Consider the following 24,608-nt stretch of genomic DNA (forward strand, 5'->3'; position numbering starts at 1 on the left):
CCAGCAGATTTCCAGAGAGAACAGCATGAGCAGCGAGAAATTCGAGTTTCAGGTATTGGCGCGCGACGGTGCCGCGCGCCAGGGTGAAATTTCCATGCCGCGCGGCGTGGTGCGTACGCCTGCCTTTATGCCTGTCGGAACCGCCGGAACCGTAAAAGCCATGTATATGGATCAGGTGAAGGAACTGGGAGCGGATATTATCCTGGGCAATACCTATCATCTCATGCTGCGCCCCGGCGCGGAACGTGTGGCGCGTCTTGGCGGTTTGCATGAATTTGGCGGCTGGAAAGGCCCGATTTTGACCGATTCCGGCGGATTTCAGGTCATGTCGCTGGCGCAATTGCGCAAGCTGAATGAAAATGGCGTGACGTTCCAGTCGCATATTGACGGCAAGCCCTATGAAATGACGCCCGAGCGCTCGATTGAAATTCAGGGATTGCTCGACTCGGATATTCAGATGCAGCTTGATGAGTGCGTGGCGCTGCCATCGCCGGAAGCCAATACCGAACGGGCGATGGAGCTTTCCTTACGCTGGGCGGAGCGCTGCAAGATTGCTTTTGGTGACCAGCCGGGCAAAGCCATGTTCGGCATCGTGCAGGGGGGCGACAATGCCCGGCTGCGCGAACGTTCGGCACAGGCGCTGAAAGCGATGGATCTTAAAGGCTATTCAGTGGGTGGACTTGCCGTAGGCGAGCCGCAGCAGGTCATGCTGGATATGCTTGAAGTGGTATGCCCGATCCTGCCAGCCGAAAAGCCGCGCTATCTGATGGGGGTCGGCACGCCCGACGATATTCTCAAATCGGTGGCGCGCGGCATTGATATGTTTGACTGCGTTATGCCCACCCGCGCCGGACGGCACGGTCTCGCCTTTACCCGTTTTGGCAAGGTCAATCTGCGCAATGCGCGCCATGCGGAAGATCCGCGCCCGCTCGATCCGGAATCCGATTGCCCCGCAGCGCGCGATTACAGCCGCGCCTATCTGCATCATCTGGTGAAATCGGGGGAAACGCTCGCTTCAATGCTGCTCACCTGGAATAATCTAGCCTATTACCAATACCTGATGAAAGGCATTCGAGCGGCAATTGCACAGGGTGATTTTGCCGGTTTTTCCGCAGAAACCTCGGCGCGTTGGGCGCGCGGAGATATGCCAGCCCTTTGACAAGGTTTTGTTTTTACGCATGCCGTTATCCCGAAACCGGTTCCCACTTGCGGGCGACATGCGTTAACCCGCTTCCAGTATCTTCTCCAACCGGCAGATCACAGAGCGACATTCTTCTTCGGAGAGCACTTCGCAGTCGAGAAGCTTGCTGCATTCAAGCCCGGTGAGGGCAAGATAGGTAAAAAGAACAACGTCGGTGTCGGTTGCATCGTCAAGCATGCGGTCAAGCAGCGCGCGCCGATAGTGACGCACGGGGATCATGAAATCCGGATTTTCCATGAGAGCGGCAAGCACGCCGCAGCCGGGTGGCGCATCGTCAGCCTGAAGACGATAGACATCGACAAATGCCCGCGCGGCGCGGTTTTTGTCGCCTTGCTGAAGCTTCTGCTGCTGGTCCACCGCCTTTTCATGATCTTTCATATATTCCTCGACCACGGCTTCGAGAAGCCGGGCCTTGGTGGGGAACGAATAAAGCAGTCCTCCTTTTGACAGGCCGGCGCGAGCGGCTACCGCATCAAGCGATAAATGGGCGGGGCCGACCTCATGGGCCAGTTCCACTGCTGCTCGTACGATGCGATCGCGTGACGATAGCTTGGTTCGGGTTAGCAATTTCGATCAATCCTGACAGTTCGATAGTTGACATTACCGTCCGGACGGTACAGTTTTTTGCCTCCCTCGTTCAAGTAAATTACGTGCGAGCGCGGCGACCGAAGCTGGAAGACATGCCCCAGCGCCGCCTCTGAAATGGACCCGCAATGATAAAACGCCTTATTCTGGCAATAGTTTTCCTGGTGATCGTCGTTGGCGGTCTGGTCGGGTTCAATCTTTATCGCACGCAGGCGATCAAGGACTTTTTCGCCAATATGCAGCAGCCTGCAAAGACTGTTTCCACGGTAACACTGGAGCCGGGTGTCTGGACGCCGGGTATTGAAGCCATCGGAACGGCAAATGCGCGCAATGGTGTTGACCTTACGGTGCAGGTCAGCGGCATCGTGGAGAATATTGGGTTCAAAGCGAATCAGAAAGTCGAGCAGGGCGATGTTCTTCTCAAGCTTGATGACAGTATAGAAAAGGCCGATCTCGTCGCTGCGGAGGCGGAAGCCGTTCTTGCGGACCAAAATCTCAAGCGCGCCGATACATTGCGAGCCCGCGGAGTGGGGGCCGTGTCGGATGTCGATACGACCGCCGCGGCTGCGAGCGCCAAAAAGGCGATGGTCGCCAAGCTTAAGGCAGTGCTGGAACAAAAGACTGTAACTGCCCCGTTTTCGGGCACTATCGGTATCGCAAAAGTCGATTTAGGCCAGTATCTCACACCCGGAACCGTGATTGCGACGCTTCAGGAAACCGACACCATGCGCATCGATTTTACAGTGCCTGAACAGTCGCTTTCCGATCTGAAGCTTGGCCAGCCCGTGCTTGCAGGTCCAAGCTCGACGTCCCTTGATAACAGAGGTGAGATCGTCGGCATTGATCCAAAAATCGACCCGTCGACACGCATGGTTTCGGTTCGTGCGGAAGTGGAAAATTCCAAAGCCCACCTGACTCCCGGCCAGTTCGTGCAAGTGCGCGTCGAGTTGCCCAAAGAAGATAATGTACTGACCCTGCCGCAAACCGCGATCGTGACGAGCCTTTATGGTGATTACGTCTATGCCGTACGGCCCCAGCAGCCAAAAGAAGGGGAGCAGGCCGCAGCGGATCAAGAGAAAAAGCAGGTCGCGCAACAGGTGTTTGTCAAGATAGGCCGACGGCTTGGCGACGTTGCGGAGATCACCGAAGGTCTTAAAGAAGGCGACATCGTCATTACCGCCGGCCAGAACCGGCTGGCTTCAGGGGTAGAAGTCAAAATCGACAATACGATCAACCCGACCCCAACGGTTGCCAAGCAATAGGCGTATGCGATGAGTTTTTCCGATATTTTCATCCGACGACCAGTGCTTGCCACCGTGGTCGCGCTCATGATCATCCTGCTCGGCCTACAGGGCATTGCGCAGCTTTCGGTGCGTGAATATCCCAAGGTCGATGAAACGGTCATTACGATTTCCACGACTTATGCGGGTGCCAGCGCTGATCTTATTCAGGGTTTTATTACCGCGCCGATAGCAGAATCTGTCGCGACGACCGAAAATATCGACTACGTGACGTCATCGAGCCGCCCATCCATGAGCGTGGTGACGGTGCAGATGAAGCTGGGCGCCAACCCGGATGCGGCGCTTACGGAAGTGATTGCCAAGGTCAATCAGGTTCGCGGCAAGCTGCCAACGGAATCGGAGGATCCGGTAATCGTCAAGGGTACGGGGCAGAGTTTTGCCACAATGTATCTGGCCGCCCAGAACCCGAATATGACGAGCGAACAGATCACCGAATATCTCACGCGGGTCATTCAGCCGCGCATGTCGACCATTCAGGGGGTCGCCAAAGCGGAAATTCTGGGTGGGCAGGTCTATTCCATGCGTGTCTGGCTTGATCCTATTCAACTTGCCGCGCGCGAAATTACGGCGGGGGAAGTTCTTGCCGCGATCAAGGCATCGAACTTTCTCTCTGCCCCCGGCAAGACGAAGAACGAATATGTCGCGTCGTCGATTACGCTGGAATCAACCTTGCAGACGCCGGAAGCCTTTGGCGCCATGCCGATCAAGTCGGCGGGTGACGAGATCGTGCGCCTGCGCGATGTGGCAAGGGTGGAACTGGCTGCGGAAAGCACGGATACCATCGTTTCATTCAATGGTACGGCTGGCACATTCCTCGGCGTCTTCCCGACACCGGCGGCTAATCCGATCGATATGGCGACGGCTGTGCGCAAAGAATTGCCATCGATCCAGGCTTCGTTGCCGGAAGGCATGAGCATTGTATTGGTCTATGATGCGACCGAACAGATCAGCTCCTCAATCAGGGAAGTGTTTTCGACCATTGCCGAAGCCGTGGCCATCGTCATTCTGGTCATCATCATCTTTCTTGGGTCGTTCCGGGCCGTTCTGATCCCGATCGTTACGATTCCGATTTCGCTGATCGGCGTTTGCTTCTTCCTTTATGTGCTTGGTTTTTCAATCAATCTCCTTTCGCTTCTCGCGATGGTTCTGTCGATCGGCCTGGTGGTCGATGACGCCATCGTGGTGCTGGAGAATGTCCACCGCCATATTGAGGAAGGGCTGCGTCCGATGGATGCCGCCTTCAAGGGAATGAAGGAAATCACCGGCTCGATTGTCGCCATGACGATCACCCTTGCAGCCGTGTTCGCTCCTCTGGGCTTTACCGGCGGGCTGACGGGAGCGCTGTTTCGTGAATTTGCCTTCACGCTGGCGGGTGCGGTCATCATTTCCGGCGTTGCGGCGCTGACCGTCTCGCCCATGATGTGCGCGCGCATGCTCAAGCAGGGGGATACGTCACGGTTTCAGACTTTTGTCGACAACACATTCACAAAGGTCGAAAAATGGTATCATCGTCGCGTTTCGAATTCTCTGAATTACCGGCCGATCACCTTAATGATCGTCGCAGCACTGGTGGCGCTGACGGGCTTCCTGTTCGTCAATACATCCACCGAGCTTGCTCCGGAAGAGGATGTCGGAGCGCTGTTTTCGCTCTTTAACGCGCCCCAATACGCAACATCGGCCTATACCAATCTTTATGCCGAGCAAATCGACGAAGCGACCAAGGATCTGCCCGAACTGAAAACCCGCTTCCAGATCGTCGGCATGGATGGCGGCACCAATTCCGGCATCGCGCTTTGGGTGCTCGCCGACTGGGGGGATCGCACGCGCTCACAAAAGCAGATTCAGGAAGACCTGACGGCTCGCCTGGACAAGCTGGCCGGTGTCGAGGCCTTCATTTTCGCGCCACCTTCTTTGCCCGGTACGGGCGGAGGCTTGCCGATCTCCATTGCCCTTCAGTCTACCGGGTCGGCGGATCAGGTCTTTGAGCTTGCGGAGGAAGTCAAGAACGAAGCGCAGGCGACCGGTCAGTTTATCGTCGTGCAGAACTCGCTTTCCTTCAATGCACCGCAAACGACAATCACCATCGATCGTGATCGCGCCGCCGCGCTTGGCATTCAGATAAGTGAAATCGGCACAACTCTCGGCCTACTGACCGGCGGTGCATCGATTGCAAAATTTGATCGCGACTCCAACAGTTACGACATCATCACGCAGGTGCCGGATAACTATCGGGCCAATCCGGAAAACCTTGGCGATTTTTATGTTCGCAGCGTCTCCGGCGCGATGGTGCCTTTGTCCGCAGTCATCAAAATCAACCAAAATGCATCGCCCGCCGCTATCGAGCAGTTCAATCAGCTGAATTCCGCAACGATTTCAGCGCTGCCAATGCCCAGCGTGACCACCGGCCAGGGGCTTCAGACGCTGGTTGATCTGGCAAGGCAGAAAATGCCGGAAGGCTTTTTCCTCGATTATTCCGGCCAGTCGCGCCTTGAGGTCGAACAGGGTAACACCATCATGATCGCCTTCGGCCTTGCGGTCATCGTGATCTATCTGGTGCTGGCGGCCCAGTTTGAAAGCTTCCGTGATCCGTTTATCATCATGATGTCGGTGCCGCTTTCGATGTTCGGGGCTATTGTTCCGCTCAATCTGGGCCTTGGCACGCTCAACATCTATACGCAGGTCGGCCTGATCACCCTTGTGGGCTTGATTACCAAGCACGGCATTCTGATGGTGGAATTCGCCAATCAGCAACGCCGCCTGCACGGGCACAGCCGCCGCGAAGCGATCATCATTGCCGCTGAAACCCGCCTTCGCCCGATTCTGATGACCACGGCGGCTATGGCGCTCGGTGTTGTTCCGCTGATTACCGCAAGCGGCGCGGGTGCTGCTGCACGTTATTCGATGGGTCTTGTAATCTTCACCGGCATCACGATCGGCACCGTCTTCACCCTGTTTGTGGTGCCGATGTTCTACACTTTCATTGCAAAGAAGGACGTCGAGGGCGAATTTCTACCTGCGCAGGAAGGCGGGATCGAGCCGGAGCCTGCACCGCATCACTGAAACTTGCATTGAGTTGGCAATAGAAGGCGATCTAGAAATAGGTCGCCTTTTTCTGGCTGATGTTGCAACCTCAAGTTTTCAACCCATATGAGCAGGCATGATACCTTTATCCGTTCTCGATCTTTCGCCCGTTGCTGAAGGCAGCGATGCTGGTCAATCATTACGCAATACGCTGGAACTTGCGCAGCAGGCAGAACGCCTCGGCTTCAATCGCTACTGGCTGGCCGAGCATCACAATATGCCGGGCATTGCCAGCGCTGCCACGGCGGTGGTGATTGGCCATGTTGCAGCGGGCACATCGACTATTCGTGTCGGGGCCGGGGGCATCATGTTGCCCAACCATGCGCCTCTTGTGGTGGCGGAACAGTTCGGCACGCTTGAATCGCTCTTTCCGGGCCGCATCGATCTGGGGCTTGGACGCGCGCCGGGGACCGATCCGGTTACTGCGCATGCGCTGCGGCGCACGCTCGACAGCGATCCGAATGCATTTCCGCAGGATGTGGTGGAACTGACCAATTACTTTGCCCCTGTTGAGCCGGGGCAGCGGGTGCAGGCCGTGCCGGGAGCAGGGCTGAATGTGCCAATCTGGATATTGGGATCAAGCCTGTTTGGCGCGCAGCTTGCCGCTATTCTGGGAAGGCCCTACGCTTTTGCATCTCATTTTGCACCGGCGGAAATGGAGCGCGCGGTCGCGCTTTATCGCGAGCGCTTCGAGCCATCGCAGTTCCTCGATAAGCCCCATGTCATGCTTGGACTGAATGTGATTGCTGCCGAGACGGATGAAGAGGCCAATTATCTGTTTACGTCGCAGATGCAGTCTTTCGTCAATCTGCGCACGGGCCGGCCGGGCAAGCTTCCCCCGCCCGTCGAAGGTTATGGAGAGCAGCTCGATGCTTCGGCACAGGCGCTCATTCGCCAGATGCTCTCCTGCCGTGTGGTCGGCGGTCCCGAAACCGTCGCAAAAGGCATCAGCGAATTTGCGGAGCGGACCGGCGCTGATGAACTGATGATCACCGGCATGATCCATGACCATCAAAAGCGTTTGCGTTCTTATGAAATTGTCAGCAACTCGATTGCATGAGGATCGAATTCGCGGCTGACTTCGCCCAGAAGCCAGTCGCGAAAAGCTGTAATTGCAGGCGCATTCGCGCGCACTTTCGGCGCTGCAAAATAATAACTGTCCCGGCTTTTTATCTTATGCGGGCAGGCGATGACGAGCTGGCGGCTCTCTATTTCCGCACCGATCAAAAATAGCGGCATGAGCGCAACGCCAAGCCCCGCAATGCAGGCCTGGGAAACATTGGAAAACTGCTCGAAACGCATGCCGCCGGGAACAGGTGCGGTAATGCCGAGGCTTTTGAACCAATGATTCCACGCATCGGGGCGCGATGCCATGTTGAAAAGCGGCAGGCGCAATAAATCCCCTGCCTCACCGATGGGATGTTCTTGCAGGAATTTCGGGCTGCATACCGGTGCAACGATTTCTTCCAGTAGAAATGTACAATCCGCATTGGGCCAGTCGGGCTGGCCGATATAAATTGCCGCATCAAGCCCTTCGCGCTCAAAATCAAACTGCCCGATGCGGGTTGCGAAGTTCAGGATAATATCGGGATATTGCGCCACAAAACGCGGAATACGCGGAATGAGCCACCGTGTGCCGAAGGTCGGCAGAAAGGCCAGATTGAGCGTCGTGCGATGCATCTGCGACATGACCTGAAGTGACGCTGCACGAATGGACGCCAGCGCCGGTCCAACAATATCGAGATAGGTTCGGCCTGCCTGCGACAGAACCACATGCCGGCTGCTGCGATCAAAAAGAAGGGCGCCAAGCTGTTCTTCCAGCGCAGCGATCTGTCGGCTCACCGCCCCTTGCGTCAGAGATAATTCATCGGCAGCAGCAGAAAAACTCTCATGCCGCGCCACGGCGTCAAATGCCGCCAGTGCATTGGTCGAAGGAAGCAATCGTCTGGATAATGAGTTCATTATTCTATTACTAAACGGAATAGATGAATGAGTAAACGTCGATTGCATGCTTTTTCGCGCCGCGCCATATTCGGTCAACCGAATTTGAGGAGACTGGGAATGTCACGAGCGGCTTTTAACTGGGAAGATCCATTTCTGCTTGATGAGCAATTGACCGAAGATGAACGCATGATCCGTGATTCTGCGCGTGCCTTTGCAAGCGATGTTCTGGCTCCACGCGTCGAGAAAGCCTATCTGGACGAGACAACCGACCCGGAACTGTTCCGGCTGATGGGGCAGGCGGGTCTGCTGGGTGTCACGCTGCCGGAGGAATATGGCGCGGCCAATGCTGGTTATGTTTCTTATGGCCTTGTGGCGCGCGAAGTCGAGCGGGTCGATTCGGGCTATCGCTCGATGATGAGCGTGCAATCGTCGCTCGTCATGTATCCCATCTATGCCTATGGCTCGGATGAGCAGCGCAAGAAATATTTGCCGGGTCTGGTGTCGGGCGAATTGATCGGCTGTTTCGGACTCACGGAGCCGGATGCCGGTTCCGATCCCGCCGGCATGAAAACCCGCGCCGAAAAGATCGATGGCGGGTATCGCTTGTCCGGCTCCAAAATGTGGATTTCCAATTCGCCCATCGCGGATGTTTTTGTCGTTTGGGCAAAATCCGCAGCGCATGACAATGCTATTCGCGGTTTCATCCTTGAGAAAGGCATGAAGGGACTGTCCGCGCCAAAAATTGGCGGCAAGCTATCACTGCGCGCATCCATTACCGGCGAAGTCGTCATGGATGGTGTCGAAGTTTCAGAAGATGCGCTTCTGCCCAATGTTTCCGGTCTCAAGGGACCATTCGGCTGTCTCAACCGCGCCCGCTATGGTATTTCCTGGGGCGTGCTGGGAGCGGCTGAAGATTGCTGGGCGCGCGCGCGTCAATATGGGCTGGATCGAAAGCAGTTCAACAAGCCGCTTGCCGGAACCCAGCTTTATCAGAAGAAGCTTGCCGACATGCAGACGGAAATCGCGCTCGGCCTTCAGGCAAGCCTGCGTGTTGGACGGCTGTTCGACGAAGGAAAAATGGCGCCGGAGATGATTTCAATCGTCAAGCGCAACAATTGCGGCAAGGCGCTCGATATTGCGCGGCAGGCACGCGACATGCATGGCGGAAACGGCATTCAGATCGAATATCACGTCATGCGTCATGCGCAGAATCTTGAAACGGTGAACACTTATGAAGGAACACACGATGTCCATGCGCTGATTCTCGGTCGCGCGCAGACCGGCATTCAGGCTTTCTTCTAAGTATATTCTCACGCCGTCATTGTGGCCCGTTCGCTTTTGCGGGCGGGCTTTTTCATAGAAAGTTTTACCATGCAGGATACACCGCTCGCGGGCCTTAAAGTCATAGAACTGGCCCGAATCCTGGCGGGCCCGTGGGTCGGGCAAACCTTGTCCGATCTTGGGGCAGACGTCATTAAGGTGGAAAGCCCGGAAGGGGACGACACCCGTCAATGGGGACCGCCATTCCTTGACGTCGAAGGCGAGAAGTCCGCTGCCTATTTTCATGCATGCAACCGGGGCAAGCGCTCGGTGAGGGCCGATTTTCGCACGGATGAGGGGCGGGCACTGGTGCGGCAACTCATTGCAGATGCCGACGTCGTTATCGAGAATTTCAAATATGGTGGCCTTGATAAATACCGGCTCGACTATGAAAGCCTGAAGGCTGTCAATCCACGACTGATTTACTGTTCCATTACCGGGTTCGGCCATAGCGGCCCTTATGCCGAGCGCGCAGGCTATGATTTCATGATCCAGGGCATGGGCGGCATCATGGATCTGACCGGAGAACCGGATCGCGAACCGCAGAAGATCGGCGTGGCCTTTGCTGATATATTCACCGGTCTTTATAGCGTAATCGGCATTCAATCGGCCCTGATCATGCGCGAGCGAACCGGCAAGGGGCAGCATATCGATATGGCGCTGTTTGATTGCATGTCGGCGGTTCTTGCCAATCAGGCGATGAACTATCTTGCCTCAGGCGTTACGCCCAAGCGCATGGGCAATGCCCATCCCAACATAGCGCCCTACCAGACATTGCCGGTCGCTGACGGTTATTTCATCATTGCATGCGGCAATGACGGCCAGTTTGCAAAACTGGCAACATTGCTGGGCGTTGACGCATTGGCTCAGGATGAGCGTTTCGTGACCAATGCGGCGCGTGTCGCCAATCGTTCGGCCTTATCAGCATTGCTGGAGGAGAAAACGCGCCAGTGGCGACGGGATGACCTGTTGGCTGAACTGGCAAGAATTGGCGTCCCGGCCGGTCCGATCAACACTGTAGCCGATGTTTTTGCCGATCCGCAATTTATCGCCCGCGGTATGAAGATCGATCCGCAGGGTATTCCGGGGCTGCGCACGCCAATCCGATTCTCGGATGCGGAACTCAAGCTTGAAAAGCGCTCGCCAAAACTGGGCGAGGACGAAGAAGCTATCCTTGCAGAACTGAAGCATAAATAAGGGATAGCCAAACGCGCTCTTATGGGTAGGGGCGCGTTTAAACATCTTATATGCGGTAGATTGTTGCGAAAGCTTTGCCCGTCACAGGCAGAGTTTTATGCGCCCGTAATTGCAAGCCGAGGGTGGCATTTAAAATATGTATATATGCTTGTTTTATCAGGGAAACACTCTCTGAGAGTGGTAAATGGTGCGGTCGAGAAGACTCGAACTTCCACGGGTTGCCCCACAGCGACCTCAACGCTGCGCGTCTACCAATTCCGCCACGACCGCCCGTGGTAGGAGCCGAACACCGTCGGCGAGGGGCATGTAGCAAATCGATTAGGGGTGCACAAGCCCCTTCTGCATCTTCAGTCGATCTTTTTGCATGGGAATAGGAAAAAGATATTCCCGGATCATGAAAGCCGTCGAAAGAAGCCCGGATTTGCGGGGTTTTTCAAAGAGTTCGTTCGAAACAGAAAATATATAAAATCTTTTACAGGCAAGCAGAAATTCTGCATAAACGCCCTTCCGTGCCGGTCCCGGCCAGAATCATTTCCATATGAGGCCGCTATCAGCGAACGATTCCCTGAAGGCGCTTTATATCTTCGAGCCGTTTAACCGTTTCGCTATAACCCATATCGATTGCTTCCGATGCGCGATGAAAATCCGCAAGCCCGATGTGGCCGACATTTGGCATGAGCGATACGTCAGGCGGATCTCCGGCCATGCGCGCCCGTGAAATACGGTCCTGAATGATGTTGAAAGCTTCCATCATCACACTGGTGATGCCCAACCGGCTTTCCTTTTCACTGCGAAGACTGCCGGGAAAAGAGTCCTGCTGCGACTGTGCGTGCTTGATGACCGCCGCGCGCCCGAATTGATCATAATGAAGATTGACCGCAAGAACGAGGCGCTGCTCATAGGCGCGGCAGACGGAGACGGGAACCGGATTGACCAGCGCTCCATCCACCAGAATACGCCCCTGCCAGCGCACGGGTGCGAATACGCCGGGCAGAGCGTAAGACGCACGCATGGATTCCACCAAAGGGCCGGTGGAGAGCCATATTTCATGTCCGGTGTGCAATTCCGTGCATACCGCTACAAAGGGTCTGGAAAGGTCCTCTATGGAGACCCCATCGAGATGTTCGCGCATGCGGCTGTCGAGCTTCATGCCGCCAAAAAGGCCGCTGCCACGAAAGGTTATATCGAGCAGATTGAACATGCGCCGCCGCGTCAGGCTGCGGGCAAATTCTTCCAGTTCGTCGAGTTTGCCGGCGAGATAGCAACCGCCTACCAGCGCGCCGATGGATGTGCCTGCGATCATGGCAATCTCGATGCCTGCTTCATCAAGCGCACGAAGCACACCAATATGCGCCCAGCCGCGTGCAGCGCCACCACCAAGCGCGAGCGCGATTTTTTGCGGTGCCTGCTCAGCCTGTGGCAGTTCGATATTTTCTTCTTCAGGCGTATCGGCTGTTGTCGCTACAGCCTTTCGCCGCGCTCCCCATGCAAGCATCGCTAATGACCACCTCTTTGTCTTTTTAATTTAACAAAGCATGGTATCCAAACAATAAATGCTGCAAATTGATGGCGTGTACCTGATTACGTTCCCAGACAGGGGTAAAATCAGGGCATATGATCGCAAGAGGGTTCAAGTCGTATATTGGCAGCTCCCTCATCGGTCACGACCTGCCGATAAAAGCACGAACGCCGGCCAGTATGGCAGGTGGGGCCATCGCCTGCGACGCGCACCTTGAGCCACAGAGCGTCCTGATCGCAATCGATGCGCAATTCGACCACGCTTTGCAGATTGCCGGACGTTTCGCCCTTTTTCCAGAGCGTGTTGCGCGAGCGCGACCAGTAATGAGCGATGCCGGTTTCCAGCGTCAGACGCAAGGCTTCCTCGTTCATATGGGCGACCATCAGCAATTCGCCATCGCGCGCATCGGTCACCACGGCGGTTATCAGGCCGGAAGCATCGAAGCGCGGCATAAAGACCGCGCCTTCTTCGGTCGCTTTCTTATCGGAAAGCGGGGAGGGGAAAATAGACATGGTCGCCCTATTGACGAATAAGGTTCATGAAACGCACCTGCTGATCGACTTCTTCCTTGAAAGCGCCGGTGAAGGTGGTCGTAATCGTGCTGGAACCCTGTTTGCGAATACCGCGCATGGCCATGCACATATGTTCGGCATCTATCATGACAGCAACGCCGCGCGGCTTGAGAATGCGCTGAATGCTGCCTGCGATCTGCGCGGTGATGCTTTCCTGCGTTTGCAGGCGGCGGGCAAATATATCGACCACGCGCGCAATCTTGGACAGGCCAAGAACCTTGCCGTCGGGAAGATAGGCGACATGGGCTTTTCCGATAATCGGGACCATATGGTGTTCGCAATGGGAAAAGAAGGAAATGTCCTTCACCAGAACAGTATCGTCATAGCCGGATACTTCCTCGAAGGTCGTGCCGAGCACATCTTCGGGGCTTTGATCATAACCGCCGAACAATTCGCTATAGGATTTCACGACCCGTTTGGGGGTTTCCAAAAGCCCTTCGCGCGTGGGATCTTCACCTGCCCACAGAAGAAGAGTGCGCACGGCAGCTTCGGCTTCGGCTTGCGTGGGCTTGTGCATTTTTACGAGCACGTTGGATTCGTCATCTTTTTTGAGGATACGAGCGTCCATCAGTATTCTCCAGTAGTCTCCTTCGCAGAGGAGACGAGTTAAACGGACAATACAACGATACGCTTTTGCGAGCGGGCGATGTATTGATCCGGCACCATCAGGCTGCCGGATGGATATTCGTGCGGCTGCCCGTCACCATGTGATAATCTGTCCATGGCGCAGTCGCGACTTGCCTATTATATAGACATGAAAATGCAACTTCAAACCATGGCTGGCTGACATTTTTTTGTTTTTGCCCCGCCGGGCGGAAGGTTCGTCTAAATGATCGACGATGTTTACAATAAACGTATCCTTGAGTTCGCCGGTAATATCGAGCGGCTCGGACGGCTTGAGAATGCGGATGCGGTGGCAACGGTTCATTCAAAACTGTGTGGTTCGACCGTCACCGTCTATCTTGGAATGACGGATGGTATCGTCACCGATTTTGCTCACGAAGTGAAAGCCTGTGCGCTGGGGCAGGCGTCTTCTTCGGTCATGGCGCGTAATGTCATTGGCACTTCGGCTGAAGAACTCAAGGCCGTCCGCGATACGATGTATCGAATGCTCAAGGAAAATGGCCCCGCTCCGCAGGGCCGTTTTGAGGATCTGAAATATTTTGAACCAGTGCGTGAATATAAGGCCCGCCATGCCTCCACGCTGCTGACATTCGATGCCGTCGCCGATTGCATTCGCCAGATCGAGGAAAAGGCGAAGGCTGCGTGATATGTGCTCTTGTGGTCGAAACCATACGGAAACTGCACCAAACCACGTCAGGCGGGAGACGCGCAATTTCACCGATCCATGGCGCAAAACGCCGGGAAGACTGTTTGGAACCGTGCTGATACGCATTTATCAGTTGACGCTTTCGTCTTTTATCGGCAATTCCTGCCGCCATATGCCGACCTGTTCGGAATATGCCTATGAAGCGATTGCGCGTCATGGCTTTTGGAACGGCGGCTGGCTCGGACTCTTCCGCGTCGTACGCTGCGGCCCTTTCGGAACGCATGGTTTCGATCCGGTGCCGCAAATGCTTTCCGCACGCCAGCACTGGTATATGCCGTGGCGGTTCTGGCGGCGCGAAAAGAGTTGAATTCTCGCCCCTTATGGGCGAAAGCACATCCTGTTATGTAACTAAACGCTTATTTACATAACAATTCGAAAAACCACCCGCAATCGTTGGCGGGACTGGATAAGGAAGAACATAAATGTCGAATAATGTTTCCCTGCAATTTCCTGACGGCTCACAGCGCGAATATGACGCCGCAATGACCGGTGCCGAGCTTGCGGAATCAATCTCGAAATCGCTGGCGAAAAAGGCAGTCGCCTATGCAGTCGATGGCACCGTGCGCGATCTTTCCGACCCGCTGGGCAATTCCGGCAAGGTGGAAATCCTGACCCGCGAAGACCCGCGTGCACTGGAACTCATCCGCCACGATACAGCCCATGTGCTGGCCGAGGCCGTGCAGGAGCTTTTTCCCGGAACGCAGGTGACGATCGGACCGGTCATCGAAAACGGGTTCTATTATGATTTTGCCCGCAACGAACCGTTCACGCTCGATGATCTGCCGGTGATCGAAAAGAAGATGCGCGAAATCATTGCGCGCAACAAGCCGTTCACCAAACAGGTCTGGTCACGCGAAAAGGCAAAACAGGTATTTGCCGACAAGGGCGAAAGCTACAAGGTCGAACTGGTGGATGCGATCCCGGAAGGTCAGGACCTCAAGATTTACAATCAGGGCGAGTGGTTCGATCTTTGCCGCGGGCCGCATATGGCTTCCACCGGCCAGATTGGAAATTCCTTCAAGCTGATGAAGGTCGCGGGCGCCTACTGGCGCGGGGACGCCAATAATCCGATGCTGACGCGCATCTATGGCACGGCCTTTGCCAATGACAATGATCTTCAAGCCTATCTGCATATGCTTGAAGAAGCCGAAAAGCGCGACCATCGCCGCCTTGGCCGCGAGATGGACCTGTTCCATTTTCAGGAAGAAGGTCCGGGCGTTGTCTTCTGGCACGCCAAAGGCTGGAAAATGTTCCAGACGCTGGTGAGCTATATGCGCCGTCGTCTCGACAATCATGGCTATCAGGAAGTCAATGCGCCGCAGGTGCTCGACAAATCGCTGTGGGAAACCTCCGGGCACTGGGGCTGGTATCGCGACAATATGTTCAAGGTGACGGTCGCTTCGGACGAAACCGATGATGACCGCGTCTTTGCGTTGAAGCCGATGAATTGTCCCGGCCATGTGATGATTTTCAAGCACGGCCTCAAATCCTATCGCGACCTGCCGATCAAGCTGGCGGAATTTGGCAACGTGCATCGCTATGAGCCGTCCGGCGCGCTGCATGGTCTGATGCGCGTGCGCGGCTTCACGCAGGATGACGCGCATATTTTCTGCACCGAAGATCAGATGGCTGCGGAATGCCTGCGCATCAATGATCTCATCTTGTCGGTCTACAAGGATTTCGGCTTTGAAGAGATCACGATCAAGCTTTCCACGCGGCCTGAAAAACGGGTAGGATCGGACGAGCTTTGGGATCGCGCCGAAACCGTAATGATGAATGTTCTGGAGCAAATTCAGCAGCAGTCGAATGGTATCAAAACCGGCATCCTGCCGGGTGAGGGCGCATTCTATGGGCCGAAGTTCGAATATACGCTGAAAGATGCGATCGGCCGCGAATGGCAGTGCGGAACCACGCAGGTTGACTTCAATTTGCCGGAACGTTTCGGGGCCTTTTATATCGACAAGGATTCCGAAAAGCGCCAGCCGGTCATGATCCATCGCGCGATCTGCGGTTCGATGGAGCGTTTCCTCGGTATTCTGATCGAGAACTTCGCCGGTCACATGCCGCTGTGGTTTGCACCGGTTCAGGTGGTGGTTGCGACCATTACCTCGGAAGCCGATGAATATGCACTTGAAGCGGCAGCCAAACTCAAGGAAGCGGGCCTGCAAGTGGAGACGGACCTGCGCAATGAGAAGATCAACTACAAGGTGCGCGAACATTCACTACAGAAGGTTCCCGTGATTCTTGTTTGCGGCAAGCGCGAGGCGGAAGAGAAATCCGTCAATATGCGCCGGTTGGGTTCTCGTGACCAGGAATCCATGTCGTTGGATGAGGCAATCGCGCGCCTGCGCGTCGAAGCAACCCCGCCGGACCTTCTGCGGCGGGCTCAGAACAAAAACTGAAGCGTTTTCAGAATAAAAGGCCCGCCCGATCATATCGGGCGGGCCTTTCGATCTTCAGAGTGGTTCAATCGGCGGCGTCATCCGGGACTTCGTAATCGCTGCTGGCCACCACTTCGATCTCTTCATTATTGCCCGATTCAACCTTGAAATCGCGCTGATAGATGCGGTCCTTGTTTTTGGCGACCGCAACATACTCGCCTTCCATCAAAACCATCGAGGAATAGGCGCCCACGCTTTCGCGCACCACATCGCCGGAAACGTTGAGAATCGACCAGGACGTATCGGCCAGAGCCTCACCACCTTTTTCGCGCACCAGTTTCAAAGTCACTTCAGCCGCCCGGTGCTGCACTGTTGCTTCGGTGAGTTTGCCCGCTTCCACCCGAATATCCGCGCGAATGATCGCATTGGCGGAGCCGTAGTTGGATACGACATGGTAGGTGCCGCTGTTAAGCCTGATGACCGTGTCCGGCTTGATGCCCGGCGCTATCAAAGATCGGTCGCTATTGTCGTCATCGGCATAAATGGAAAAACGGACCAGATCGCTGTTTATCTTACCCTCATCAGGCAAAACCGCGCTCAGTTTCATGCCGCCTGCGTCGAGTATCATCGTTTCATCGCGGTTGGCGCTTGTCAGCGTAATGCGCTTGGTCGCGCCTGCGCGCCCATAGGCCACATGCACCAGATAGCTGCCTTCCGGTAACTCAAAAATGGCATTGCCGCCTTTCGAGGAAGCAATAAGCGGCAATTTCGCGTCAGGACCAGCCTCGGGCGCGAAAATACGCCACACGATTCCAGTCGATATATCGGAACCATCCTGATTGAGCCGGGCTTTCAAAGCCAGCTTGCGGGTCATCATCAAAGGATTGTTTTCCGGGCTGTCCGGTGCCGCATAGGGGCTTAATTGCGGCAGGTTGAGTGCGGGTTCAGGAAGGGTGAGGCCGGTTTGCTCGCCAGTCGTCGGATCAATGCCTTGCGCTGCGGCAAGGGATGTTATCGAGACCAGAGCAAGAGCAGAGGCAAGCGCTATGCCACGCAATGTCGCTTTCCTTTTTGCTCGAGGCGGATCCGGTGTGTAAGACATAATGCTTTTGAGCCCAAGCCTGCGGCAAATTCAAGACCAAATCGTCACCGCACGCAGCTTTCGTTGCAGCATCAGTATGAGCCTCAATTTTCCTTGACAGGCTTTACAGCTCAATGAAGACGGGCGAGAAGAGGCAGCGTTTGTTATTTCAGCGATGAGGTTTGTTCTGTGAAGCATCCGGTTTTTGAATTTCTCGCGGAGCGTAGCTCGACGCCGATTTCGGCTATTTCCGAACCGGCTCCGGAAGGGGATGAGTTGGCAGGGCTTTTGAAGGTTGCTGCGCGGGTTCCGGATCATGGTCGCCTGACCCCGTGGCGTTTCATACTCTATCGGGGTGCCAAACGTCACGAGGTCGGCGAATATCTTGCCAAGCGAGCGGAGGAGCGTGAAGGCCCGCTGCCCGAAAGCCGCAAAGAGCAGGAGAGGGCGCGTTTTGCGCGGGCGCCGCTGGTTATTGGCGTCATTTCCTCGCCCGTCGCCCATGAACGCATCCCGCAATGGGAGCAGTTTCTGTCTGCGGGGGCCGTGGCCATGAACCTCTGCATCGGAGCAAATGCGCTCGGTTATGCGACGAACTGGATTACCAACTGGTATTCGGATGACGCGCAGGCGAGGGCGTTTCTTGGGCTTGCCTCGCACGAGCGGGTGGCCGGTTTTGTCCATATTGGAACCGCTGCAAACAAGATGCCTGAGCGACCGCGAGCCGATATGGAGCAGATTGTTTCCGACTATGATGGTCCCTGGAAAGCATGATCGAAGCGGCTTGATCTGCTCGAAAGGGAGAATGCAGCTTACAGACCGTTCTGCTTGGCCTTTCTCCAGATTGCTTCCATTTCATCAAGGCTTGCTTCTTCGAGGGTGTTGCCCGATTCTTCGAGGAATTTTTCAATGAAATGAAATCGGCGGCTGAACTTGTCATTGGCCGCCATCAGCGCCGTTTCAGCATCGATTTCAAGATGGCGACCGAGATTGACCATGGCGAAGAGAAGATCACCATATTCTTCTTCAATCTCCGCCTGCTCGCCGCCATGCATGGCCTCCTTGAGTTCCGCAATCTCTTCTGCGATTTTATCAAGAATCGGTGCGGCTTCGGACCAGTCAAAGCCAATTCTTGCGGCCTTCTGCTGGAGTTTCAATGCCCGCAACAGGGCAGGGAAGGCGCGTGGAATATCGTCGAGATAGCCCTCCTTATCCTTCGTCTCCAGTCCCAGTTGCTTTCGGCGTTCCGCGCGTTCGGCCTTTTCCGCAGCCTTTATGCGGTTCCATGCACCCTTTGCCATGCCGGCACTTCTGGCTTCGCTATCGCCAAAGACATGCGGATGCCGGCGTATCATCTTGCGTGTAATGGCTTCCACGACATCGCCGAAGGCAAAATCACCTTTTTCCTCGGCCATGCGCGCATGAAACACCACTTGCAAAAGCATATCGCCCAGTTCTTCACGCAGGTCGTCCATGTCATTGCGTTCGATGGCGTCGAGCACTTCGTAGGTTTCTTCAAGCGTATAGGGGGCTATGGTGCGGAAATCCTGTTCGACATCCCACGGGCAGCCCGTTTCGGGATCGCGCAGGGCAGCCATGATTTCCAGCAGCCGGTCGATATTACGGGAAGGTTCCATTCTGGCTCCATCATAATTCACTGCACATGCGGGATTATTTGCAGAAAACGCCTCGGTGTGGCTTGCGGACACTTATCGTTTTTGCATAGTCAGCCGGGGATCGCACATCGCGGCTTGAGGATCAACATTTAGATGGCGCCGTCTCTATGGACGCTGATAATGCGAGAATGGGCCTGTGCGCATATTGGCGATTCCGCAGCAGGACATGAAATAAACTGGAAGCATAATGCGTTTTCTGCCCGATAAATTCACGACCATGCTCGTCGCCTCCATGTTGCTGGCATCCCTCCTGCCGGTGCAGGGCGCGTTTGCGGACTGGTTTGCGCTGGCAACCAAAATTGCAGTCGGCCTTTTGTTCTTCCTGCATGGCGCGCGGCTTTCACGACAAGCGGTTTTTGCCGGCTTCATTCATTGGAAACTGCATCTTAGCGTGCTGTGCGCCACTTTCGTGCTGTTTCCATTGCTCGGATTGCTGGCTGGCTGGACTGTTCCCGGACTGGCTCAGTCGACATTTTATACAGGTATTCTCTACCTCTGCGTATTGCCTTCCACGGTGCAGTCTTCCATTGCCTTTACGTCGATTGCAGGCGGCAATGTCTCCGCAGCCGTGGTGTCTGCTTCCGCCTCCAATATTTTCGGCATGTTTCTGACGCCATTGCTCGTCGGGCTGCTGTTCGCAGTGAAAGGCAGCGGCGGTGGCATTTCACTCGACGCGCTGCAATCCATTCTGCTGCAATTGCTTGCTCCCTTTGTGCTGGGTCAGATTGTCCAGCCGTGGATTGGAGGGATACTGCGTCGTCACAACAAGCTGACGGGGCTGGTCGACCGGGGATCCATCCTGATGGTCGTTTATCTTGCTTTTAGCGAGTCGGTTGTTTCCGGCCTCTGGCATATGGTTTCCTGGCATGATCTTGCCATGATGATCGCAATGAGTATCGCGCTGTTGATCGTGGTATTGTGCGTAACATGGTATGGCAGCAGGTGGTTGGGTTTCGATCATGCTGACCGCATTACCATCCTGTTTTGCGGATCAAAGAAGAGCCTTGCCAGCGGCGCGCCCATGGCAAGTGCGATTTTCGCAGGCGCGAATGTAGGCAGCATCGTTCTTCCTCTGATGCTGTTTCATCAGATTCAGTTGATAGCCTGTGCTATGATCGCACGTAAGCTTGCTCAACACGAAACGGTTGCGACAAAAATTTCCGCTGCGGCGGAGTAGGGCGGATATGTCTCATCATCATAGTGATAAATCGCACAAAGCCGGCACGCTGGATCAGGAAGCGCTCGCCGAAGCTTATAACCAGGCCCTTGCCCTTGAAAAAGCAGGCGATCTGGATGGCGCTGCAAAGGCTTACCAGCTGGTTCTGGAGATCGATCCCGATGATCATGGCGGTGCTGCGGTGCGTCTGGCGAGCATGGGGCGCGGTGTGGTGCCACCAAAAGCGCCTGATGCCTATGTGGCGACGCTTTTCGATCAGCATGCAGAAATGTTCGACACCATTCTTGTTGATCAGCTTGGTTATGACGTGCCCCTGCAATTGCGGGAAATGCTGCTTGAAATAGACGGCGAATTTCATGCGGCTCGCATGCTCGACCTTGGCTGTGGAACGGGGCTTGCAGCGGATGCGCTGGACGATATGGCCATCCATAAGACTGGCGTCGACATATCGGAGAATATGATCGAAATAGCCTATGAGAAGGACGATTATGACGCTCTTTTTGTCGGTGAAGCAGTCCGCTTTCTGGAAAGCACCGGCGAAGATCGCTGGGATCTGATCGTGGCGACCGATGTGCTGCCTTATATGGGCGATCTCGACCGCTTCTTTGCCGGTATTTCGACGCATCTGCAAAGTGCGGGGTATTTCGGATTTTCCAGCGAAACACAGCCGGATGATCGGTTTGCAGGACGCGAATTTATGGTGGGTGACTATCAGCGCTTCGCCCATGCGCAATCCTATGTGGAAGCCTTGCTGGCCAAGCACGATATGGAATGTATCGGCTGCGCAAACATAACGGTTCGAAGTGAGCAAGGCGCTCCGGTGCCGGGACATTTATATATTGCGCGCAGGAAGTGAAAAACTTCTTTGGCACTATCAGTTAGTTCCATAATCTATCTTATGTGATTGGCATATGGCATTGCGGCAAGCTCAAGCTTGAAGTGCAATATGCCAATGAGTTCATGAGGTTAGTCATGGAGGAAAGCTGAAACCGCACAAAGCCCCTCTTGGAGAGATTGCTCGACTGATGCGCTGCCACGTTTGACGGTCCATGTGATTTGGCGTCCTGCTTCAGCGAATGATTTGTTTGCTGTTAACTTGCATTAATTCATTTTTCTGCGTAGAGTTTTATGTGTTGACTACCCTAGATTGTATGTGCACTATACGCGCACTTAAAAGTGGCAGCTGCACCAATTCCTGTTTATTGTCTAGATAACTTAACCGATGTGAGGATCGGGGGCGGCGCTCGAAATTTCTTTATCTGGGTGGGGGTAAACTGGATATGAAAACGGCTCTGCTGAAGGCTGCGTTGATAACGCTGTCTGTTGTTCTCTGTTCTGTGGGCACGGTGTGGGCCGTCGGTGTAGCTTCTGGTTCCCTGCCAGGTTTTACAGCCACAAGTCTGAGTATAGTTATTCCTGTCGTTACAGCCTTCCCTTCCCTCACCTATATTTTTCTCCAGCACGGCAAACTTCGCGACACTTATGCCCAGTTGGAGAAAGCCCATATAGAGTTGCAGGCGCGCTCACGCATGGACCATATGACCGGGCTGCTCAACCGGGAGGCGCTGTTCGATGCGATGAAAATCAGCCGTTCGCGTCTGGAAATGGGCGCAGTGCTCGTCATCGATGCCGATCATTTCAAAGTCATCAATGATACGTTCGGCCACAGCACCGGCGATCGCGCTTTAAAGCTGATTGCCATCGCAATGCAGAATGTGACGCGCAAGGGCGATCTGGTCGGAAGGATCGGCGGTGAGGAATTCTGCGTCTTTCTCCCCGGAGCAAGCGGTGAAACCGGGCTGCGCGTCGCGCAGCGCATACGCGCAGAAGTAGAAAATACGCCGTTTCACGCAACAGAATATGAGACATATCCGCTGACGATCAGCATTGGCGTGGCTACAGCCCCCAAGAGCGAAACAAATTCGCAGGTTCTAAGCCGCGCAGACCGCAGTCTTTACATCGCGAAACAGCGCGGGCGTAATTGTGTGGTCTATGACGATGAGAATAGTATTTCATCCAGCCCGTCCATCGTCTCAATCACCAATGGGCGCAGTTCTGCTGCACGAGGATAGCGGATTTCGGAGCAGGGAAAGAGATCAGTTGCCTTCCCAGGGGGTGACTTCTTCTTCGGACCAGCCAACCGGCACGAACCCCATTTTCTGATAGAGTTGCAATGCTCGTGGGCTATCGAGTGAATTGGTGCATATGGACACCTTTTGCGGTCCGCGACCCCAGGCAATGGAAATCGCCTCTGCGAGAAAGAATTTTCCCAATCCCCTTCCCTGATAATCGCCAATCAGGCCGAAATAAACCACTTCGGCTTTCTCCGGTAGCGCTGACATATCAAGCTCGACAAACCCTGCCGGGCAGCCGTCAGCATAGAGAATATGAACTTCTATTGCATCGGAATGAATAGCCGCAGCCACCTCGGCGTCGCTTTGCAGGCGCCGCGCCATCCAATGATGCGGACGCCCCACCTGCTCATACATATAACGATAAAAATGCACTGGCATATGGGTTGCGCGCATGATCGCCAGCCGCAATCCGGAAGGAACCGGCACCGAGAGCGTCGGGCGGGTCGTCATTTCCAGATGCGTTATTCTGGCTATCAGCTTCTCGGTCATGACTATTCCGCGTCGCCAGTAACCACAGGTGTATCCGGCCTGCCGCCCCATTCGCTCCAGGATCCGTCATAAAGCCGGTTTTCCTGATGACCAAGCGAAGTCAAAGCAAGCGTTATCACCGCCGCAGTCACGCCCGAGCCGCAGCTTGTCACGACTGGCTTGTCGAGATCGACACCTGCATCGGCAAAAATCTGGCGCAGGCTGTCCAAATCCTTGAGTTCACCATTGGCGGAAAGGCTGGTCACAGGCACGTTACGCGCGCCGGGCATATGACCCGAGCGCATTCCCGCACGCGGTTCGGCATCACGACCGGTAAATCGGCTAGAGGCCCGTGCATCGGCAATTTGTGCGCTGCCGCGATCGACTATTTCGCGCATTTCATTAAAGCTGACGACTTTTGCAGCATCGAAGGCGGGCGTAAACAAAGACGGAGCGATTTTTGTCGCTTTACTGGTGACAGGTAAACCGGCCTTCTTCCATCCATCGAAGCCGCCATCGAGCACCAGAGCGTTTCGTATGCCCATGACGCGGAAGATCCACCAGACGCGCGGCGCGGAGAACATGCCCGGGCCGTCATAGACGATCACTGTTTCATCCGCAGTGATGCCCATGGAACCGGCGTGACGGGCAAAAAGCTCCGGTGACGGCAATGTGTGGGGAAGGCCCGAATCCTTGTCGGCTATTTCGTCCTGATCGAAAAAAACCGCACCCGGAATATGGGCAGCATCATATTCTTCGCGGCCATTGCGACCGGCGGCGGGCAGATACCAGGATGCATCGACTATGGCCAGCCCCGGCTCGCCCAGTCTTTCCTTCAGCTCTTCACGAGAAATGATGAACGCACTTTTCTCTGACATGATTGCTCCCGGGAATATCAGGCTTGCGGAAGGGCGCCGAAGCGAATGCGAAAACGGCGGTTCTCCCTGCCCTTCTTCTCTATTTTTCCGATATGGATTTCACCAACTTCCTGTGTCCGGGAAACGTGCGTTCCGCCGCAAGGTTGCGAGTCGATTGAACCATTTTCACCAATGACGACCAGTCTTATTCGTCCATGTCCGATCGGCGGGCGAACATTTTTCGATTTGATAATGTCGGGATTGGCAAGCAGTTCGTCATCGCTGATCCAGCGAAGGCTTATCGGCTCATTGGCCCGCACCAACTCCATCATTTTTTCGGTAACGAATTCTTTCGTATAGCTCGGATCGGGCAGATCAAAATCGACGCGGCTTTCATCTTCGCCGACGGCTGCGCCAGTGATCGAAAATGGACAGACAACGGAAAGCAGATGACAGGCGGTATGCATGCGCATCAGCTTGTTGCGGCGTGTCCAATCAATGTGCAGAGACAGTTTTTCACCAATTTCCGGCAAGGGTTGCCCATCGGCGGGAACATGAACGATTTCGTTCTTGTTCTCACCGGTAATTGTGGCGGCAATGTCGATGCGGGAACCGTCTGCGCGCTGAAAATACCCCGTATCCCCCGGCTGTCCGCCGGAGGTTGCATAAAAAACCGTCTGATCGAGGATAATCCCCCCGGTTTCGGTAATAGCAAGGACTGTACCATCTGTCGTTGCAAGATAAGCATCTTCACGAAACAGCGCTTCAGTCTCATATGCCATG

At 55.0% G+C, this 24,608-nt stretch carries 23 protein-coding genes and 1 tRNA gene; 13 read left to right on the plus strand and 11 right to left on the minus strand.

All coding sequences use genetic code 11. From position 1 onward, the window contains the following. Positions 1-25 precede the first annotated feature (25 nt). A complete protein-coding gene (gene tgt / locus DKP76_RS08920) occupies positions 26-1,159 on the plus strand; it encodes a tRNA guanosine(34) transglycosylase Tgt (protein WP_109706511.1) in 1,134 nt (377 codons plus the stop codon). A gap of 63 nt (positions 1,160-1,222) precedes the next feature. Here the strand turns inward: tgt and DKP76_RS08925 are convergent, their stop codons facing one another. Then, the gene (locus DKP76_RS08925; protein WP_109706109.1) at positions 1,223-1,768 is read right to left on the minus strand and encodes a TetR/AcrR family transcriptional regulator; all 546 of its coding nucleotides are present in this window, start codon (positions 1,766-1,768) and stop codon (positions 1,223-1,225) included. Positions 1,769-1,914: 146 nt separating this feature from the next. On the opposite strand from DKP76_RS08925, the gene DKP76_RS08930 reads away from it, so the two are divergent. The 3 genes from DKP76_RS08930 (at position 1,915) to DKP76_RS08940 (ending at position 7,228) form a co-directional block, all read left to right on the plus strand. After that, positions 1,915-3,048 carry an efflux RND transporter periplasmic adaptor subunit gene (locus DKP76_RS08930; RefSeq protein WP_109706110.1) on the plus strand — a complete coding sequence of 378 codons (1,134 nt, stop codon included), beginning with the start codon at positions 1,915-1,917 and terminating at the stop codon, positions 3,046-3,048. Between the two features lie 9 nt (positions 3,049-3,057). After that, a complete protein-coding gene (locus tag DKP76_RS08935; RefSeq protein WP_109706111.1) occupies positions 3,058-6,147 on the plus strand; it encodes an efflux RND transporter permease subunit in 3,090 nt (1,029 codons plus the stop codon). A gap of 97 nt (positions 6,148-6,244) precedes the next feature. After that, the gene (locus tag DKP76_RS08940) at positions 6,245-7,228 is read left to right on the plus strand and encodes an LLM class flavin-dependent oxidoreductase (RefSeq protein ID WP_109706112.1); all 984 of its coding nucleotides are present in this window, start codon (positions 6,245-6,247) and stop codon (positions 7,226-7,228) included. Here DKP76_RS08940 and DKP76_RS08945 read toward each other — a convergent pair. After that, positions 7,198-8,130 carry a LysR substrate-binding domain-containing protein gene (locus DKP76_RS08945; RefSeq protein WP_109706113.1) on the minus strand — a complete coding sequence of 311 codons (933 nt, stop codon included), beginning with the start codon at positions 8,128-8,130 and terminating at the stop codon, positions 7,198-7,200. The two genes, DKP76_RS08940 and DKP76_RS08945, sit on opposite strands and share 31 nt — an antisense overlap. Before the next feature lie 99 nt (positions 8,131-8,229). Between DKP76_RS08945 and DKP76_RS08950 the strand changes: the two genes are divergently transcribed. Both DKP76_RS08950 and DKP76_RS08955 read left to right on the plus strand, forming a co-directional pair. Further along, on the plus strand, positions 8,230-9,414 hold the full coding sequence (locus tag DKP76_RS08950; protein ID WP_109706114.1) for an acyl-CoA dehydrogenase: 1,185 nt from the start codon (positions 8,230-8,232) through the stop codon (positions 9,412-9,414). A gap of 69 nt (positions 9,415-9,483) precedes the next feature. Then, positions 9,484-10,629 carry a CaiB/BaiF CoA transferase family protein gene (locus tag DKP76_RS08955; RefSeq protein ID WP_109706115.1) on the plus strand — a complete coding sequence of 382 codons (1,146 nt, stop codon included), beginning with the start codon at positions 9,484-9,486 and terminating at the stop codon, positions 10,627-10,629. Positions 10,630-10,814: 185 nt separating this feature from the next. On the opposite strand, the gene DKP76_RS08960 is transcribed toward DKP76_RS08955, so the two are convergent. The 4 genes from DKP76_RS08960 to folE form a co-directional block, all read right to left on the minus strand. Next, positions 10,815-10,899, minus strand: a tRNA-Leu gene (locus DKP76_RS08960). Positions 10,900-11,179: 280 nt separating this feature from the next. After that, positions 11,180-12,124 (minus strand): patatin family protein, encoded by a 945-nt coding sequence (locus DKP76_RS08965; protein WP_109706116.1) that lies wholly within the window; start codon positions 12,122-12,124, stop codon positions 11,180-11,182. Between the two features lie 110 nt (positions 12,125-12,234). Next, positions 12,235-12,660, minus strand: a complete 426-nt coding sequence (hisI, locus tag DKP76_RS08970; protein WP_109706117.1) for a phosphoribosyl-AMP cyclohydrolase — start codon at positions 12,658-12,660, stop codon at positions 12,235-12,237. A gap of 7 nt (positions 12,661-12,667) precedes the next feature. After that, positions 12,668-13,288, minus strand: coding sequence for a GTP cyclohydrolase I FolE (gene folE, locus DKP76_RS08975; RefSeq protein WP_109706118.1), 621 nt, complete (start codon positions 13,286-13,288; stop codon positions 12,668-12,670). A gap of 261 nt (positions 13,289-13,549) precedes the next feature. Here folE and DKP76_RS08980 point away from each other — a divergent pair, with 261 nt between their 5' ends. The 3 genes from DKP76_RS08980 (at position 13,550) to thrS (ending at position 16,452) form a co-directional block, all read left to right on the plus strand. Beyond that, positions 13,550-13,990 carry an iron-sulfur cluster assembly scaffold protein gene (locus DKP76_RS08980; protein ID WP_109706119.1) on the plus strand — a complete coding sequence of 147 codons (441 nt, stop codon included), beginning with the start codon at positions 13,550-13,552 and terminating at the stop codon, positions 13,988-13,990. A 1-nt stretch (position 13,991) separates the two neighbouring features. After that, positions 13,992-14,357, plus strand: a complete 366-nt coding sequence (gene yidD / locus DKP76_RS08985) for a membrane protein insertion efficiency factor YidD (RefSeq protein ID WP_109706120.1) — start codon at positions 13,992-13,994, stop codon at positions 14,355-14,357. Positions 14,358-14,472: 115 nt separating this feature from the next. Then, complete coding sequence (gene thrS / locus DKP76_RS08990) at positions 14,473-16,452, plus strand: threonine--tRNA ligase (RefSeq protein WP_109706121.1); 1,980 nt, start codon at positions 14,473-14,475, stop codon at positions 16,450-16,452. 64 nt (positions 16,453-16,516) lie between these two features. Here the strand turns inward: thrS and DKP76_RS08995 are convergent, their stop codons facing one another. Continuing rightward, positions 16,517-17,533, minus strand: a complete 1,017-nt coding sequence (locus DKP76_RS08995) for a hypothetical protein (protein ID WP_109706122.1) — start codon at positions 17,531-17,533, stop codon at positions 16,517-16,519. 168 nt (positions 17,534-17,701) lie between these two features. On the opposite strand from DKP76_RS08995, the gene DKP76_RS09000 reads away from it, so the two are divergent. Then, the gene (locus DKP76_RS09000) at positions 17,702-18,286 is read left to right on the plus strand and encodes a nitroreductase family protein (RefSeq protein ID WP_109706123.1); all 585 of its coding nucleotides are present in this window, start codon (positions 17,702-17,704) and stop codon (positions 18,284-18,286) included. Between the two features lie 38 nt (positions 18,287-18,324). Here DKP76_RS09000 and mazG read toward each other — a convergent pair whose 3' ends face one another. Further along, positions 18,325-19,149 carry a nucleoside triphosphate pyrophosphohydrolase gene (gene mazG / locus DKP76_RS09005; protein WP_109706124.1) on the minus strand — a complete coding sequence of 275 codons (825 nt, stop codon included), beginning with the start codon at positions 19,147-19,149 and terminating at the stop codon, positions 18,325-18,327. 226 nt (positions 19,150-19,375) lie between these two features. On the opposite strand from mazG, the gene DKP76_RS09010 reads away from it, so the two are divergent. The 3 genes from DKP76_RS09010 to DKP76_RS09020 all read left to right on the plus strand — a co-directional run bounded on the left by DKP76_RS09010 (position 19,376) and on the right by DKP76_RS09020 (position 22,437). Beyond that, a complete protein-coding gene (locus DKP76_RS09010; RefSeq protein ID WP_109706125.1) occupies positions 19,376-20,365 on the plus strand; it encodes a bile acid:sodium symporter family protein in 990 nt (329 codons plus the stop codon). Positions 20,366-20,372: 7 nt separating this feature from the next. Further along, entirely contained in the window at positions 20,373-21,221 is an 849-nt protein-coding gene (locus DKP76_RS09015) for a class I SAM-dependent methyltransferase (protein WP_109706126.1), read from the plus strand. Positions 21,222-21,645: 424 nt separating this feature from the next. Beyond that, entirely contained in the window at positions 21,646-22,437 is a 792-nt protein-coding gene (locus tag DKP76_RS09020) for a GGDEF domain-containing protein (RefSeq protein WP_109706127.1), read from the plus strand. Between the two features lie 24 nt (positions 22,438-22,461). Here the strand turns inward: DKP76_RS09020 and DKP76_RS09025 are convergent, their stop codons facing one another. Genes DKP76_RS09025 through DKP76_RS09035 form a run of 3 tightly spaced genes read right to left on the minus strand, consistent with a single transcriptional unit; the run spans position 22,462 to position 24,607 of the window. Beyond that, entirely contained in the window at positions 22,462-22,989 is a 528-nt protein-coding gene (locus DKP76_RS09025) for a GNAT family N-acetyltransferase (protein ID WP_109706128.1), read from the minus strand. A gap of 2 nt (positions 22,990-22,991) precedes the next feature. Next, positions 22,992-23,846, minus strand: coding sequence for a 3-mercaptopyruvate sulfurtransferase (gene sseA / locus DKP76_RS09030; RefSeq protein WP_109706129.1), 855 nt, complete (start codon positions 23,844-23,846; stop codon positions 22,992-22,994). 17 nt (positions 23,847-23,863) lie between these two features. Further along, positions 23,864-24,607 (minus strand): alanyl-tRNA editing protein, encoded by a 744-nt coding sequence (locus tag DKP76_RS09035; RefSeq protein WP_109706513.1) that lies wholly within the window; start codon positions 24,605-24,607, stop codon positions 23,864-23,866. Position 24,608: the final 1 nt, after the last annotated feature.

It is taken from the genome of Falsochrobactrum shanghaiense, assembly GCF_003149535.1.
In the GTDB taxonomy this organism is placed as follows: domain Bacteria; phylum Pseudomonadota; class Alphaproteobacteria; order Rhizobiales; family Rhizobiaceae; genus Brucella; species Brucella shanghaiense.

Excerpts from the sequence above, each read along its gene's own strand:
- DKP76_RS08965 (WP_109706116.1), bottom strand. The coding sequence starts at position 12,124 with ATGCTTGCATGGGGAGCGCGGCGAAAGGCTGTAGCGACAACAGCCGAT.
- DKP76_RS08955 (WP_109706115.1), top strand. The coding sequence starts at position 9,484 with ATGCAGGATACACCGCTCGCGGGCCTTAAAGTCATAGAACTGGCCCGA.
- thrS (WP_109706121.1), top strand. The coding sequence starts at position 14,473 with ATGTCGAATAATGTTTCCCTGCAATTTCCTGACGGCTCACAGCGCGAA.
- DKP76_RS08945 (WP_109706113.1), bottom strand. The coding sequence starts at position 8,130 with ATGAACTCATTATCCAGACGATTGCTTCCTTCGACCAATGCACTGGCG.
- DKP76_RS09035 (WP_109706513.1), bottom strand. The coding sequence starts at position 24,607 with ATGGCATATGAGACTGAAGCGCTGTTTCGTGAAGATGCTTATCTTGCA.
- DKP76_RS08980 (WP_109706119.1), top strand. The coding sequence starts at position 13,550 with ATGATCGACGATGTTTACAATAAACGTATCCTTGAGTTCGCCGGTAAT.
- DKP76_RS09015 (WP_109706126.1), top strand. The coding sequence starts at position 20,373 with ATGTCTCATCATCATAGTGATAAATCGCACAAAGCCGGCACGCTGGAT.
- DKP76_RS08935 (WP_109706111.1), top strand. The coding sequence starts at position 3,058 with ATGAGTTTTTCCGATATTTTCATCCGACGACCAGTGCTTGCCACCGTG.
- DKP76_RS08930 (WP_109706110.1), top strand. The coding sequence starts at position 1,915 with ATGATAAAACGCCTTATTCTGGCAATAGTTTTCCTGGTGATCGTCGTT.
- DKP76_RS08950 (WP_109706114.1), top strand. The coding sequence starts at position 8,230 with ATGTCACGAGCGGCTTTTAACTGGGAAGATCCATTTCTGCTTGATGAG.
- tgt (WP_109706511.1), top strand. The coding sequence starts at position 26 with ATGAGCAGCGAGAAATTCGAGTTTCAGGTATTGGCGCGCGACGGTGCC.
- DKP76_RS08995 (WP_109706122.1), bottom strand. The coding sequence starts at position 17,533 with ATGTCTTACACACCGGATCCGCCTCGAGCAAAAAGGAAAGCGACATTG.
- folE (WP_109706118.1), bottom strand. The coding sequence starts at position 13,288 with ATGGACGCTCGTATCCTCAAAAAAGATGACGAATCCAACGTGCTCGTA.
- DKP76_RS09020 (WP_109706127.1), top strand. The coding sequence starts at position 21,646 with ATGAAAACGGCTCTGCTGAAGGCTGCGTTGATAACGCTGTCTGTTGTT.
- DKP76_RS09010 (WP_109706125.1), top strand. The coding sequence starts at position 19,376 with ATGCGTTTTCTGCCCGATAAATTCACGACCATGCTCGTCGCCTCCATG.
- yidD (WP_109706120.1), top strand. The coding sequence starts at position 13,992 with ATGTGCTCTTGTGGTCGAAACCATACGGAAACTGCACCAAACCACGTC.
- hisI (WP_109706117.1), bottom strand. The coding sequence starts at position 12,660 with ATGTCTATTTTCCCCTCCCCGCTTTCCGATAAGAAAGCGACCGAAGAA.
- DKP76_RS09025 (WP_109706128.1), bottom strand. The coding sequence starts at position 22,989 with ATGACCGAGAAGCTGATAGCCAGAATAACGCATCTGGAAATGACGACC.
- sseA (WP_109706129.1), bottom strand. The coding sequence starts at position 23,846 with ATGTCAGAGAAAAGTGCGTTCATCATTTCTCGTGAAGAGCTGAAGGAA.
- DKP76_RS08940 (WP_109706112.1), top strand. The coding sequence starts at position 6,245 with ATGATACCTTTATCCGTTCTCGATCTTTCGCCCGTTGCTGAAGGCAGC.
- mazG (WP_109706124.1), bottom strand. The coding sequence starts at position 19,149 with ATGGAACCTTCCCGTAATATCGACCGGCTGCTGGAAATCATGGCTGCC.